This is a genomic window from Sinomonas sp. P10A9, assembly GCF_041022165.1.
GTDB lineage: Bacteria > Actinomycetota > Actinomycetes > Actinomycetales > Micrococcaceae > Sinomonas > Sinomonas puerhi.
Genome location: NZ_CP163302.1, coordinates 2,038,482 through 2,052,476 on the forward strand (window position 1 = coordinate 2,038,482; position 13,995 = coordinate 2,052,476).

Below are 13,995 nucleotides of genomic sequence, written 5' to 3' on the forward strand. Positions count from 1 at the left end.
GCTGGCATCGGGCCCGTTGGAGGTTTCCGACAACGACTCGGCCCGGCTTGTGCTGGCATGATGGGGACCAGTCACTGACATTTTGGCCTGATCAGACAAATCCTGATCGGAAATGAGGAGCTCGCATGGGACTTCTGGACAACAAGACCGCGATCGTCACCGGATCATCGCGGGGCATCGGCGCCGCGACCGCGAAGCTGCTGGCAGGCGAGGGTGCGGCCATCGTGGTCAACTACCGCCAGAAGGCGCCGCGGGCCAACAAGGTCGTGGCTGAGATCGAGGCGGCCGGTGGCCGCGGGATCGCCGTCGGCGGCGACCTGACGAAACAGGTCGACGTCGACGCCCTGGCCCAGGCGGCCATCGACACCTTCGGCTCACTCGACGTGCTCGTCCTCAACGCCTCGGGCGGCATGGAGTCGGGCCTCGGCGAGGACTACGCCCTGCGCCTCAACCGTGACGCCCAGATCGCCATGCTCAAGGCCGCGGCCGAGCGCATGAAGCCAGGTTCCCGCGTGGTGTTCGTCACGAGCCACCAGGCGCACTTCATCGACACGGTCGAGACGATCGGTGCCTACGAGCCCGTGGCCCGCTCGAAGCGTGCGGGAGAGACTGCGCTCCGCGAGCTCATCCCGTGGCTCAGCGAGAAGGGGATCACGTTCGTCGTCGTCTCCGGTGACATGATCGAGGGCACCATCACGGCGACCCTTCTCGACCGCGCCGAGCCGGGTGCCATCGAGGCGCGCCGGGAGGCGGCAGGGAAGCTCTACTCGGTCGAGGAGTTCGCCGCCGAGGTCGCCAAGATGGCCACGGCCGACGTCGAGACTGGCCACACCGAGCTGGTCGGCGGCGCGCAGCAGTTCGAGGCCTAAGAGCCCCAGACCCCGCAAGTAGGCGCCAGAGACCCCACAAGTAGGCGCCAGAGACCCCGCAACGCAGCCGGCTGCGTTGCGGGGTCTCTGGCGGGCCGTTGTGGGGTCTCTTGGCGCGGCTCAGACCCCCGCGAGGTGGCGCACCACGTCGAGGTACGGAAGGTCGATCGCGGCATCTGCCGCCGCACGGACGGCGGGCTTCGCGTTGAAGGCGATGCCGAGGCCCGCGGCGCCCAGCATGTCGAGGTCGTTCGCGCCGTCGCCCACGGCGATGCACTGCTCGAGCGGGATGCCGTGCTTCCCAGCCCACTCGCGGAGCATCTGCTCCTTGACCCCGCGGTCCACGACGTCGCCGAGCACCTTGCCCGTGAGTGTCCCGTCGACCACCTCGAGCTCGTTCGCGCGCCAGTGGTCGAGGCCGAGCCGCTCGGCGAGCGGGGTGAGGATCTGGTTGAACCCGCCCGAGACCACGCACACCACGTGTCCCGCGGCGTGGAACGCCTCGATGAGGTCTTCGGCGCCGAGTGAGAGCACGACGGCGTCCCGCACCTTCGCGATGACGTCCTCGGGTAGCCCGGCGAGGGTCGCGACGCGCGCGTGCAGGCTCTGCGCGAAGTCGAGCTCGCCGCGCATCGCCGCCTCGGTCACGGCCGTGACTTCCTCCCGCTTGCCCGCGTAGTCGGCGAGCAGCTCGATGACCTCCTGCTGGATCAGGGTCGAGTCGACGTCCATGATCAGGAGCCTGCGCCCCGTGCTTCGCACCTCGACGGGGACGAGCGACGCGGAGAAGCCCAGCGCGGCCAGAGCGTTCCGCGCGGCGGTGGCCTGGCCGCCGTCGAGCGTCACCTCTGCAGCGAGGACCGCGTAGCGCGTCTCGTCGCGCGCCGCAGCAGGCGCAGTGAAGCGCCCCACAACGGCGCCGAGACCCTCGAGGGCGCGCGCCGCGGCGGAGGCCGCGCGGGCGTCGAGCGTCGGGGCATGGAGGACGGCGGCGAAGTGTGCTGGCATAAGCCCAGAGTCTATCCGCCGCATGAATGCAGCCCGGAGTTCGCGGCGGGCGAACCAACTGCACTAATGTCAGGAGCCATGAGCAATGTTCTCCAGCTGTCCGGCGTCAGCGTCGTCCGCGGGACGAAGAAGCTGCTGGACGGCATCAACTGGCAGGTTAACGAGGGCGAGCGCTGGGTCGTCCTGGGGCCCAATGGCGCAGGCAAGACCACCCTCCTGTCGCTTGCTGCAGCGCGCCTGCACCCGACGAGCGGTCGGGTCGAGATTCTCGACGAGACGATGGGCAAGGTCGACGTCTTCGAGCTGCGCCCGCGCATCGGCCTGTCCTCCGCAGCGCTCGCGAACCAGATCCCCGAGGACGAGAAGGTCCTCAACGTCGTCGTGACCGCCGCCTACGGGGTGACCGGTCGGTGGCTCGAGGAGTACGAGAGGGATGACGAGCGCCGCGCCTTCCGCCTCCTGAACGAGTGGGGCATGGGCCCGCTGCTGGGCCGCATGTTCGCCTCGCTCTCGGAGGGGGAGCGCAAGCGTGTCCAGATCGCGCGGGCACTCATGACCGATCCCGAGCTTCTCCTCCTCGACGAGCCCGGTGCGGGCCTCGACCTCGCCGGCCGCGAGGAGCTCGTGTACAAGCTCTCCGAGCTGGCGAAGGACGACGACGCGCCCGCCCTCGTGCTCGTCACCCACCATCTCGAGGAGGTACCGCCGGGCTTCACCCACGTGCTCCTCCTGCGCGACGGCGGCGTCGTCGCTTCCGGTCCCATCGGATCGACCCTCACCGAGGAGAACCTGAGCGCGGCGTTCGGCCTCCCGCTCGACGTGCGCGCCAACGACGGTCGCTATACGGCGGTTGCCAAGGCTGTCACACCACAGGACGGGGCGGCTGCTCAGTCTGTGCAGACCGCGTGATGGGGTTCTGGGGCGACGTCCTCATCTTCCTCGCTGGCCTGTGGGCCGGCACGATCAACACCATCGTCGGCTCGGGCTCGCTCGTGACGTTCCCCGTGCTGGTGGCGCTCGGCTATAGCCCGGTCAACTCCATCATCTCGAATGCGATGGGACTTGTGGCAGGGGGCTTCTCGGGGGCCTACGGCTACCGGCGCGAGGCGGTGAGCGCCAAGCGGACCCTGGTCAAGCTCCTGCCGGCATCGCTCGTCGGCGGGCTCTTGGGCGCGTTCCTGCTCCTGCACCTGCCGGAGTCCGTCTTCGGGTACGTCGCGCCGGTGCTCATCGTCGTCGCCATTCTGCTGGTGATCTTCCAGCCGCGCCTGTCGGCGTGGGCCAAGGCACGGCAGTCCCTCGAGCACATCACCCCGGAGCAGGCCGATCTGCAGAAGATCCCGATGGTGCTGTACATCCTCGTGTTCCTCATCGGCGTCTACGGCGGCTACTTCACTGCCGCCCAGGGGGTCCTGCTCATGGGCGTGCTCGGGGTGTTCTTCCACGGGACGCTCCAGCAGTCAAACGCGATCAAGGTGGTCCTCAGCCTCGTCGTGAACCTCGTCGCCGCTGCCGCCTACCTGCTGTTCGCGTTCGATCGGATCGACTGGCTCGTGGTGCTGCTGATCGCGGTCGGCTCCACGCTCGGCGGCTTCCTCGGCGCTGGCATCGGCCGGCGCATGAAGCCGATCGTGCTGCGCATCGTGATCGTCATCCTCGGCGTCGTGGCTCTCGCGAACCTTCTCAGCAAACTCTTCCATGGCTGACGTGCCTGCGGATGGGGAGCAGCACATCGGCCCACAGATCGTGCGCCTGACCTCGGCCGATGACCCCCGCGTGGCCGATTACACGCGGCTCACGGATGTCCACTTGCGCAAGGTCCGGGAGCCCGCGGAGGGCCTCTACATCGCGGAATCCTCCAGGGTACTGCGGCGGGCCCTCGAGGCGGGGCACCGGCCCCGCTCGTTCTTCCTCGCGGACAAGTGGCTCGAGGGGCTTGCGGACGTCCTCGCCGCGCACCCAGACGTCCCCGCATACGTGGGCACCCCCGACCTCCTCGAGGAGATCACCGGGTTCCACCTCCACCGGGGCGCGATGGCGGCCATGCACCGCCCCGAGCCCGTTCCCGTGGAAGAGCTCCTCGCGGGTGCGAACCGGGTCGCAGCGCTCGAGGAGAAACGACGTTCGAGGATCGCAGTCCTGGAGAACCTTACGGACCATACGAACGTCGGTGCAGTCTTCCGCAGCGCCGCAGCGATCGGCGTCGACGCCGTGCTGGTGACTCCGCAGTGCGCTGACCCGCTCTACCGCCGCTCGATACGTGTGTCGATGGGCACCGTTTTCCAGGTGCCGTGGACGCGGATTGAATCGTGGCCCGCAGACGCCGCGCTGCTGAAGGAGGCCGGCTACGTCGTGGCCGGGATGACGTTGGGGGAGGGCGCGATTACGCTCGACGAGCTGGTCGCTGAGGACCACGAGAACCTGGCGCTGGTCTTCGGCACCGAGGGGGAGGGCCTGGCCCCGGAGACGGATCAGGTGCTGGACCGGCGGGTCACGATTCCGATGATGAACGGCGTGGACTCGCTCAACGTCGCCGCGTCATCGGCGGTCGCCTTCTACGCGACGAGGTAGCGGGCCGGTATCACCGACCCATCTGGCTGCGGTGCCTGTCGCCAACTGCACATGGTGCCTCCCCAGCACCAACCGGCACTGGGGGAACTCACGCTCCACTAGACCGGGGGCGGCTCACCCGGACTTCGGCATCGTTACGGGATGACGTTCTGGTTCAGCTTGAAGAGGTTGGTCGGGTCGTATTGCTGTTTGAGGGCCTTGAGCCGCCCGTACTTCTCGTCGCCGTATGCGGCCTGGACGGAGGCGTCTTCGGCGGTGAAGTTGACGTACACGCCGCCGGTGTCGAAGGGCGTGAGGGCTGAGGCGAAGCTGCGTACCCAGGCCAGGTTGGCGTCGTCGTCCTCGGCTTGATCCCAGACACCGACGATATTGAAGCAGAACGCTGATCGCCGGTCCCCGAACGCGGTGGCACGGTCATGTACCCGGGCGATCGCCCCTCCCATGTGGTGGAAGTCGAAGGTGCTCGCCGGGGAGGGCATCGCCGATGTGTGTTCGGCGATGACGCCGATCAACGAGTCCGTCAGCGCGGGGGTGTAGCCGGACTTGAGGTAGCAGCGGACTCCGGGCGGCAAGTCCTCGTCGAGCACGGACTGCAGCTGCGGGTATGGCATGGGCCCGATCAGGTCCACCTCGGGCTGGAGGTCTCGCAGCGGCAGCAGCGCGGCCTCGGCATCAGCTGGGTCACCGCAATGGCAGGCCAGCACCGCCAGTGCCGGCCTGCCGTGCATCGGCGCGGGCACGAAGTCAGCCGCCGGCGCGGTGACCATCGAGAGCCAGGTTGTGAGCTCGTCCGGGCAGGCGGATACGTAGTCGCGGTATGCCCGCATCACCCGCCCGGCCCGATCCGCGGTGAACAGCATCAGCCCACCGATCACGTCAGTCACGGGATGCAGCCGGAACTCGAACTCTGTGACGACGCCGAAGTTTCCTCCGCCCCCGCGCAGCCCCCAGAACAGTTCCGGGTTTTCCGATTCGCTGGCCCTCACGATCTCTCCGGTGGCGGTGACCACCTCAGCGGAGAGGAGGTTGTCGCACGCGAGACCCCATCGGCGCTGCAGCCAGCCGATCCCGCCGCCGAGCGTCAGGCCTGCAATCCCGGTGGTCGAGACCAGCCCGCCGGTGCTGGCCAGTCCGTGCGCATGCGTGGCGGCGTCGTAGACGGCCCAGGTCACGCCTCCCTGCGCCCGGGCCACCCGATGATCGGGGTCGACCTGAACGGTACGCATTGCGGAGAGGTCGAGCACCATTCCGCCGTCGCACGTCGAGAACCCAGCGAAGCTATGGCCCCCGCCTCGAACGGCCAGCAGCAGGCCGTGCGTGCGGGCGAAGTTGACCGCAGCGACGACGTCATCGCTCGAGCGGCAGCGGGCGATTATGGCAGGCCGCCTGTCGATCATCCCGTTCCAGACGTGGCGGTACTGGTCGTACAGCTCGTCGCCCGGGGCGACCAGCTCGCCCGCGAGCCGATTGCCCAGACCGGCAACGTCGTCCGGGTGGAGCTCCGCAGATGACATGAGCCAGGTCCTTTCCCGCAGCCAGACCCAGAGGCTGCACCCATGGTGGCCCCGTCCCGGGGCGGTGTCGAGCCTCACCGACATCGATTTCGCCACGGTGTGAGGTCGGGATCCGGTCGTGCGGTCTGGCGAGTGGGGAGGTGGGTTCAGGTGCTGAGTTGTTGGTGGATGGCGTTGGTGTCCAGCCAGACGTTCTCGCGGGAGATGAGGCCGTCGGCGAACTCCCAGACGTGCAGGATGCGGAAGGTGACGGCGCGGCCGTGTCCGGGGATGCCGAGCATCGTTCCGGTGACGACTGCGCGGTGGAGGACATCTTCGACGCAGAAGTTCTGGCCGTAGCGGCGCGGCACGAGGGGTTCTCGGCTCTCTCCCTGCACGTTCTGGTGCAGGTCGGCGTAGAAGGCGCGGACGGCGGCGCGCCCTCGTAGTGGGTGGATCGGGGATCCGACGACGTCGTGGAAGACGTTGGGGTGGAGCGTGGCCATGGCGGCGTCGAGGTCGCCGCTGTTCTCCGCTTCCCAGTGCCGGTCGATGAGCTGGTCCATTGCATGGCGGTCCATGGGTTCGGCCTTCCGTTGGGGTCGCGTGGTCATGGAGTGCTCGGGGTGCGGTGGGTGGGCGCTGTTTGCGGCCTGCGGCCTCGGCGGGCGGCGATGGCGAGGACGGCTTTGAGCAGTGCGGGGACGACGAGGTAGACCATGAGCGGGACCAGAGCCAGCGTGAGGACGAAGGTGCGCAGGACGGGCGGCCAGGCGGCGTCGAACGGTGCCATGGCCCACAGGCCCCCGGTCACCAGCGGGAACAGGGCAAGCCAGGTGACGGCCGCGCGGACGTGGATTGACGGAACTGCCGGTGGTCTCGAGGTGGGTTGCATCGGTCGGTCCTCCCAGATCGGTGCCGCCCGGTCATGGCGGCGACTGGTCTCTACGTTCCGAGGTCCTGGGGCCGGCCACCATCCCCAGGATCGGGGGATCCGGGATGCGATGCGTGATCCGTGCGACCGCCCGGAGGCGCACGGCTGTTCGGGCGGCCCGTGCCACCCCCGGTGCTGGGGGTTCCCAATCCGGCCGGGTGCTGTCACGCTTCCGTCATGGGGACTATCACGGCCCAGCGGCGTAGCCGTGAGCGCATTGTGCGCATTGCCGAGGCGGGCCTAGATGCGGAGTCGCTGCGGTGCGAGGTCGTGGCTGAGCTGCGTCGGGCCATCGGGTTCGATGCGTGGTGCTGGCCGCTGGTCGATCCCGCATCAAACCTCATGACCACTGGGATCGGTGAGATCCCCCACTGGGCTGGCCTGCCGCGGGTCATGGAGCTCCGGGAAGCTGCCCCTGACGTGTTCACCCAGCTGCACTCAGTCCCGGACCGCGCCGGTGAGCACGTCGAGGCGCTCTCGCGCGGCACGCGCGGGGACTTGGCTCGCAGCATCGAGTGGCGCGAAGTGCTCGGTCCTGCGGGGCTGGGCGACGAAATGAGAGTCGCGTTCGTCGATACGCGCCACTGCTGGGCGCAGCTGCACCTGTTCCGCGGTGCAGAGGACAGGCCTTTCGACGACGAGGACGCGCAGCTCATGCGCCAGATCGATCAGCCCGTTGCCGCTGCCCTGAGACACGCGATGGCAAGGCCAGTGGGGCCCGATAGCGGCGTGGACTTCGCGGTCGGCGTCATGATGATCGACCAGTCGTTGCGCGCCACGGCTCAGACTCCCGCCACCGGGCAGTGGCTCGAGTACCTCCAGCCGGCCGCGGTGCCCTACGGCACCACGGTGCCGGCATCGCTGTTCCAGCTGGCGGCCCGCGTCCGTTACGCAGCCCAGTCCTCCGGGAATGGTCGAGCGAACGCAACGTGCCGCGTGCGGCTGCGTTCGGCCGACGGCTGCTGGGTCCTGGCCGAAGGCCAGCGGTTGGACGATGCCACCGGCACCGTGGTGGTGACGCTCCGCCGGGCCTCTCCCCGCGACGTGTTCGACCTTGCGTGCCTGGGGTACCGGCTGTCGACTCGAGAGACCGAGATTGCGGCGTTCCTGGTGCAGGGGCTTGATACCGCAACGATCGCGCGGCGCCTGTTCGTCTCTGAACACACCGTCTACGACCATGTGAAGTCTCTCTTCGCCAAGGCTGGGGTGCACAGCAGACGAGAACTCGTCGCCACGATTGCCTGACGCGACGCCTCCACAGCTGGGAGGGCAGCGACAACAGCGGGAGCCTTGGGATCCACACGACGCCTCACATGGGGGCGATTCGGGGCTCGTGTCTCCGCGCTGGCTCACAGAAACGCCACCCAACAGCGACCACGTCCATCGGTGTCTGTTTGGGTGAAGTAGTCCTGCAGGTCCAAACAGCGTCTGGTCACAGACCACGGAGCGCGGCGCCTTCGACGGGAAGGCGCCGCGCTCCGTGGTCTGTTGATGCGCAGTCAGGTGATGCGCCCTGGCCGCGCGCTCCGCTGGATGCGCTGGTGCGCGGTCAGCCTGCGCTCGTGAAGAGCAGGCCCTTGGGGTGGACCGCGGCGAAGCCAGCGATGGGCGTCAGCGTTCCGTTGTCGAGGTTGAGCGAGGCGAGGTAGTTCGCGCCCGACTTAGGGGTCACGGTGGACACGGCCGTGCCGCTGGCGAAGTTGCCGGTCACGGCGTCGACCGTGTTGTGGTCCGGGTCGGTGAGCCAGAGGGTCTGACCTGCACCGGAGGCGAAGACCGTGTCGTCCACCTGCTTGTTCAGGTTCAGCACCTGCAGCTGCGGTGCCGTCGCGCTGTTCGCGAAGATGAGCTGCTGGTCGCCCTGGGAGTCGAGCATGAAGTCGTTGGCGAACCGCGGGCTCGAGGAGGGGACCACGGTGTTGGAGTCGGGGTCCGTGAGCGCGAGGGTCGTCGAGTTGGCCTGGGCGCCGTCGGCGAGCTGGGCCGTGGAGTTGTCCCGGAAGACGGGAGTGAGCGCCGCAGTGGAGCCGGAGAGCGTCACCTGGTAGACGGCCGGGCCGGAGATGGTCGCCGGGTTCGAGCCGCTGACAAGGATCTTGTCCTGGTAGACGGAGATCGCATCGGTTCCGCCGCCGTGGGTGAGCCCGGTGTAGGCATAGGTCTTGACGGCGTGGGTGCCTGCGGCCGGGGTCAGGGTGTGGAATGAGGAGTTGCCGTCCTCGTTGGTCGTGACGAGCAGCCGGGAGTTGGCGGCGTCGGCGCCCAGGCCGTCGATCTTGCCCGTGATGTTCCACGAGGCGCCGGGCTTGCCGTCGAGCGAGTACTGCTGGATCGTGCTGGCGGTGGTGCCGTTCGCGGCGGGCTCGCCGTTCGAGCCGACGCCGTTCTGGAACGCGACGTAGATGCTGTTGCCGAGGCGGACGATGTCATCGGGCTTGCTCTCGCTGCCCACGGCAGCGAAGGTCTTCACGGTATAGGAATCGGCCGTGCCGGTCGGGGTCGTGGCGGCGGCCAGCGCGGGCATCGCGGCTCCGGTCAGGACGGCGGCGGAAAGAGCGGCGCCGAGCGCGAGCGCGCGGCGGCGGGGAGTCTCGATGTTCATGGCGGTCCTCTGTTCGGTTGTGTCGGTCCGTCCCCCGGTGGCCACCATCCGCCTGCCGAGTGGCTCCCGCGTGGCCATCGGGTGAATTCCGGCTTGCCGGGTCGTGGGAAGACCCTGAAAGCCCAGCATCACTGGCGCCAGTGCCTCACCATTGCTTCCGCGAGCGCCGTGGGCTTTTGCGAGCTCCGCCCGCGCTGAACTGGTAGCATTGACTGCTGGTCCTCCAATCGGGAGGGCGTTCACACCTGGCCTCTGGCAAAATCCAGGGGCAGAAGCAAAGGGCCTATTGTGAAGTCTGATATTCACCCCAAGTACGATTACGTGGTCTTCAACGACCTCGCCTCCGGCCAGAAGTTCCTCACGCGCTCCACGGTCTCCTCGGACAAGACCACCGAGTGGGAGGACGGCAAGACCTACCCGGTCATCGACGTCGAAATCTCCTCCGAGTCGCACCCGTTCTACACGGGCAAGCAGCGCATCATGGACTCGGCCGGCCGCGTCGAGCGCTTCAACGCTCGCTTCAAGAACTTCGGCAAGAAGGCCTGACCTCAGGCCACTGCCACCCGAAGGCGCCGTCCCCCGCAGGGACGGCGCCTTCGCTGTCTGCACAGCGGGTGCCGTCCGACGGCGCCGGGCCGGGTCTAGGCTGGATCCGTGGCTGAACATCACGGCGAATTCAAAGTGCCAGGCGGCAAGCTCGTGATCGCGGACCTCGCGACCGAGGACGGCTCGATTATCTGGGCGAGCATCAATGGCGACTTCTTCCTTGAGCCGGACGAGGCTCTCGCGGACATCAACGAGGCCCTCGTCGGCCTCTCCGCGCACGCACCGAACTCAACGATCAGCCAGGCGGTAGCCGACGCGGTTGGTCCCTCCACCGTCATGTTCGGCTTCGACGCCGATTCCGTGGCGGTCGCGGTCCGCCGCGCTCTTGGCCATGCGACCACGTGGGCGGACCACGAGTGGGAGATCATCCCGCCGAGCACCCTCACCATCACCGAGAACGTCGCGCTGGACGAGGTCCTCACCCGTGAGGTGGGGGAGGGGCGCCGCAATCCGACCCTCCGCCTGTGGGAGTGGGACGAGCGCTCGGTGGTGATAGGAAGCTTCCAGTCCTACCGCAACGAGGTCGACCCGGATGGAGTCGCGAAGCACGGCGTCACCGTGGTGCGCCGCATCTCGGGCGGCGGCGCGATGTTCATGGAGGCCGGCAACTGCATCACGTACTCGCTGTACCTTCCCTCCTCGCTCGTCGACGGGCTCTCGTTCGCGGACTCCTACCCCTTCCTGGACGCGTGGGTCATGGAGGCGCTCGCAAAGATCGGCGTCAAGGCGTTCTACAAACCGCTCAATGACATCGCCACGGACGCCGGGAAGATCGGCGGAGCGGCGCAGAAGCGGCTCGTCACGGGCGGCATGCTGCACCACGTGACCATGAGCTACGACATCGATGCGGCCAAGATGACCGAGGTCCTGCGGATCGGGCGCGAGAAGATCTCGGACAAGGGCATCGCGAGCGCCCAGAAGCGGGTCGACCCGCTCAAGCGGCAGACCGGGATGTCCCGAGAGGACATCTTCGAGGCGATGATGGCCACGTTCGAGGGCCGCTACGGTGCTCGCCGGGTGACGCTCTCCGAGGCGTCGCTCGCCGACGCGCGCGCCCTCGCCAAGCGCAAGTTCGCCACCCGCGAGTGGCTGCACCGCGTCCCGTAGCGCGGCCGCGGCACCGCACCGGTGAGCGGGACGCACGACGGCGAGCGGTCGCCGTCGTGCGCGCTCCCCAGACGCGTCTGGTGGTGCGCCGGACTGCCGGTCCGGCTGCTAACCCTCCCGCGACCGCGCCTGGGCGACGAGCGCGCGGTGGAGGTGGTCCCGTTCCTCGATGACGATGCGCCGGAGGGCGGCTGGCGCCGAGGTGTTCTCGGCGAGCCACTGGTCGGTTCTCTCGAGCACGGGGTTCTGGGCAGGCGTCTGGTCCCACGCGAGCGTCGAGTCGCCCGGGAAGAGTCCGCCCACGAGCCGCGTGGCGATCTCCTGAGAGCGCTCCTCCCACACTCGGGTGAGCATTGCGAAGTAGCGCTCGATGAACGGGTGGCGCAGCGCCTCGAGCCCGAGCATGAAGCCCTCCACGGTCGCTCCGACGAGGTCGTTCGAGAGCGCGTCTCCCTCGATGAGCGCGTGCCATGCCGCCTGCTTGGCCTTCGGATCCGGCTGCGCCGCGACGGCGACCGCGTGGCCCACGCTGCCCTTGGCGGTCCGGTCCCGCTTGAGCTCGGCGTCGAGCTCGGCGACCGCGGCCCGGCCCTGGGCTGCCAGAGCCTGCCACAGCGACCAGCGCAGGTCCTGGTCGACTGCGAGGCCACCGAGCGTTTCAGTGCCGTCCACGAGGCCGCGCACGAGGTCGAGCTGTCCACCGCCGTAGCGGCTGCCCTTGGCCAACGCCCGCGCCCAGGCGAGCTGCTGGTCGGAGCCCGGCTCGGCCGCGTGCAACTCCCGCGCGACGGCGGCCAGGTACGTAGCGCGCAGCTCGGGCCGGCCCTCGCCGTGCGTGTACCGCTCGATCCCGGTGCGGGCGTTGTCGATCACCGTCAGCTGGACGCCGATCGTGGATTCGCCGGCGCCGAAGCGTTCGACGGCGCGCACGTAGTCCGCGGCGGGAGTCTCGCCGTCGCGCGTCGCATGCCACAGCGCCGTCCAGGCGAGGGCGCGGGCGAGCGGATCGGCGAGGGATCCGAGGCTCTCGCGGACCGTGTCCTCGGAGCGGCGGTCGAGGCGCACTTTCGCATACGTGAGGTCATCGTCGTTGACGAGCAGGAGGTCCGGCACCGGAAGCCCGGCCAGCGATCGCAGCTCTGTGACCCCGTCCGGCGCGTCCGCACGAATGTCCACCTCGATCTGGTGTGTCCGCTCGATCAAGCTTGCCCCGCCCGCGGCGCCGGTCGTCCGCGAGTACAGTCCGACGCGCAGCACGTGCGGTCGCGGCGCGGGCTTGCCGGTGACGGGATCGACGGCGATCTGCCGCACGGCCACCCGGGTGAGCCGTGCGCCGTCGTGCGCTCCCTCGGTCCCAGCGTCCCGCCCGCTGGCCGTCTCCACGATCGTTTCCAGCACTGGCAGACCTGCGGTCTGCAGCCACGCCGCCGCCCACTCGCGCATGGGTCGTCCTGAGGCCCGCTCGAGGGCGTCGAGGAGGTCCGCCAGGGTCGTGTTCCCGTAGGCATGCGTGGCGAAGTACTCCCGTGCGGCCGCGAGGAAGGCGTCCTCGCCGACGTACGCGACGAGCTGCTTGAGGACCGAGGCGCCCTTGGCGTACGTGATGCCATCGAAGTTCTGCTCGGCGGCCTCGAGGTTCGGGATGTCCGCAACGATCGGGTGCGTCGTGGGGAGCTGGTCCTGGAGGTACGCCCACGCCTTGCGGCGGTTCGCGAAGTTCACCCAGGACGTCGAGAAGTCCGTCGCGCGGTCCACCGCGAGCGTGCCCATGTACTCGGCGAAGGACTCCTTGAGCCACAGGTCGTCCCACCAGCGCATGGTCACCATGTCGCCGAACCACATGTGGGCCATCTCGTGCATGAGGGTGTTCGCCCGGCCCTCGTACTGCGATTCCGCCGCGCGGGACGTGAAGACGTAATGCTCCGTGAATGTCACGAGTCCCGGGTTCTCCATCGCGCCGAGGTTGTACTCGGGCACGAACGCCTGCTCGTACTTGCCCCACGGGTAGGCTGGGGAGAAGACGGAGTGGTAGAAGTCCAGGCCACGCCGCGTGAGGTCGAAGATCCGCTCGGCGTCGAAGTGCTCCGCGAGCGAGGCGCGGCAGAACGCGGCGAGCGGCAGGGTGACCGGCTCGCCGTCGCGCGTGGTGCCGGTCCAGGACGCCTCGGCGCGGTGGTACGGCCCCGCGAGCACGGCGGCGAGATAGGTGGGCATCGGCGGCGTCGGAGCAAAATCCCAGCGGCCCGCCGCCGGGTCGCCGGGAATCGGCTCGGCCTGCGCGGTGGCCTCGCCATTCGCGCTCACGACCCACGACGACGGCGCGAGCACCGTGAACGCGAACGTCGCCTTGAGGTCGGGTTGCTCGAAGTTCGCGAAGTAGCGGCGCGCGTCCGCAGGCTCGCACTGGGTGTACAGGTAGGTCCGGCCGTCGGCCGGGTCGACAAACCGGTGCAGTCCTTCGCCGCTGCGCGAGTACCGGGCCAAGCCGGTGACCTCGAGCCGGTTCTGGGCTGCGAGACCCGTCAGGCGGATCCGTGCGCCGTCGTACACCACCGCCTCGTCGAGGAGCCGGCCGTTGAGCTCGACCCGCACCACGGACTCGCCGAGGAAGTCGGCGAAGGTCTCGGAGCCCGGCTCAGCGCGGAACTCGACGGCGGTCGTCGTGGGGAACGAGGTCGAGGCGGGATCCTCCGCCTCGCGCAGGTCCAGGGTCACTGTGTAGGAGTCGACGGCGATGAGACGGGCCCGCTCGGCGGCCTCATCCCGGCTCAGGCTGTGGGTTGGCACACGCCATTCAACCACGCC

Annotated in this window: 13 protein-coding genes; 7 read left to right on the plus strand and 6 right to left on the minus strand. The window is 68.8% G+C overall.

The window, feature by feature from the left end; all coding sequences use genetic code 11:
• Positions 1-125: 125 nt before the first annotated feature.
• Entirely contained in the window at positions 126-869 is a 744-nt protein-coding gene (locus AB5L97_RS09275; RefSeq protein WP_369047271.1) for an SDR family oxidoreductase, read from the plus strand.
• A gap of 120 nt (positions 870-989) precedes the next feature.
• Here the strand turns inward: AB5L97_RS09275 and serB are convergent, their stop codons facing one another.
• A complete protein-coding gene (serB, locus tag AB5L97_RS09280) occupies positions 990-1,877 on the minus strand; it encodes a phosphoserine phosphatase SerB (RefSeq protein ID WP_369047272.1) in 888 nt (295 codons plus the stop codon).
• 78 nt (positions 1,878-1,955) lie between these two features.
• Here serB and AB5L97_RS09285 point away from each other — a divergent pair, with 78 nt between their 5' ends.
• The 3 genes from AB5L97_RS09285 to AB5L97_RS09295 are packed head-to-tail and all read left to right on the plus strand — an operon-like array spanning position 1,956 to position 4,448.
• A complete protein-coding gene (locus AB5L97_RS09285; protein ID WP_369047273.1) occupies positions 1,956-2,786 on the plus strand; it encodes an ABC transporter ATP-binding protein in 831 nt (276 codons plus the stop codon).
• Positions 2,786-3,583: a sulfite exporter TauE/SafE family protein gene (locus AB5L97_RS09290; RefSeq protein WP_369047403.1), complete on the plus strand. Its 798-nt coding sequence runs from the start codon at positions 2,786-2,788 to the stop codon at positions 3,581-3,583. The genes AB5L97_RS09285 and AB5L97_RS09290 overlap by 1 nt, the downstream gene beginning before the upstream one ends.
• On the plus strand, positions 3,576-4,448 hold the full coding sequence (locus tag AB5L97_RS09295) for a TrmH family RNA methyltransferase (RefSeq protein WP_369047274.1): 873 nt from the start codon (positions 3,576-3,578) through the stop codon (positions 4,446-4,448). The genes AB5L97_RS09290 and AB5L97_RS09295 overlap by 8 nt, the downstream gene beginning before the upstream one ends.
• A gap of 134 nt (positions 4,449-4,582) precedes the next feature.
• On the opposite strand, the gene AB5L97_RS09300 is transcribed toward AB5L97_RS09295, so the two are convergent.
• The 3 genes from AB5L97_RS09300 to AB5L97_RS09310 all read right to left on the minus strand — a co-directional run bounded on the left by AB5L97_RS09300 (position 4,583) and on the right by AB5L97_RS09310 (position 6,836).
• Positions 4,583-5,962 carry an FAD-binding oxidoreductase gene (locus AB5L97_RS09300; protein WP_369047275.1) on the minus strand — a complete coding sequence of 460 codons (1,380 nt, stop codon included), beginning with the start codon at positions 5,960-5,962 and terminating at the stop codon, positions 4,583-4,585.
• Positions 5,963-6,108: 146 nt separating this feature from the next.
• Entirely contained in the window at positions 6,109-6,522 is a 414-nt protein-coding gene (locus AB5L97_RS09305; RefSeq protein ID WP_369047276.1) for a nuclear transport factor 2 family protein, read from the minus strand.
• 29 nt (positions 6,523-6,551) lie between these two features.
• The gene (locus AB5L97_RS09310; protein WP_369047277.1) at positions 6,552-6,836 is read right to left on the minus strand and encodes a hypothetical protein; all 285 of its coding nucleotides are present in this window, start codon (positions 6,834-6,836) and stop codon (positions 6,552-6,554) included.
• 216 nt (positions 6,837-7,052) lie between these two features.
• Between AB5L97_RS09310 and AB5L97_RS09315 the strand changes: the two genes are divergently transcribed.
• Positions 7,053-8,120 (plus strand): helix-turn-helix transcriptional regulator, encoded by a 1,068-nt coding sequence (locus AB5L97_RS09315; protein ID WP_369047278.1) that lies wholly within the window; start codon positions 7,053-7,055, stop codon positions 8,118-8,120.
• 304 nt (positions 8,121-8,424) lie between these two features.
• Here AB5L97_RS09315 and AB5L97_RS09320 read toward each other — a convergent pair whose 3' ends face one another.
• Positions 8,425-9,477 (minus strand): hypothetical protein, encoded by a 1,053-nt coding sequence (locus AB5L97_RS09320; protein WP_369047279.1) that lies wholly within the window; start codon positions 9,475-9,477, stop codon positions 8,425-8,427.
• 288 nt (positions 9,478-9,765) lie between these two features.
• Here AB5L97_RS09320 and AB5L97_RS09325 point away from each other — a divergent pair, with 288 nt between their 5' ends.
• Together AB5L97_RS09325 and AB5L97_RS09330 are read left to right on the plus strand one after the other, a co-directional pair.
• Positions 9,766-10,023: a type B 50S ribosomal protein L31 gene (locus AB5L97_RS09325; protein WP_307956430.1), complete on the plus strand. Its 258-nt coding sequence runs from the start codon at positions 9,766-9,768 to the stop codon at positions 10,021-10,023.
• Between the two features lie 108 nt (positions 10,024-10,131).
• Positions 10,132-11,190 (plus strand): lipoate--protein ligase family protein, encoded by a 1,059-nt coding sequence (locus AB5L97_RS09330; protein WP_369047280.1) that lies wholly within the window; start codon positions 10,132-10,134, stop codon positions 11,188-11,190.
• 108 nt (positions 11,191-11,298) lie between these two features.
• Here the strand turns inward: AB5L97_RS09330 and pepN are convergent, their stop codons facing one another.
• The gene (pepN, locus tag AB5L97_RS09335) at positions 11,299-13,977 is read right to left on the minus strand and encodes an aminopeptidase N (RefSeq protein ID WP_369047281.1); all 2,679 of its coding nucleotides are present in this window, start codon (positions 13,975-13,977) and stop codon (positions 11,299-11,301) included.
• Between the last annotated feature and the right edge of the window lie 18 nt (positions 13,978-13,995).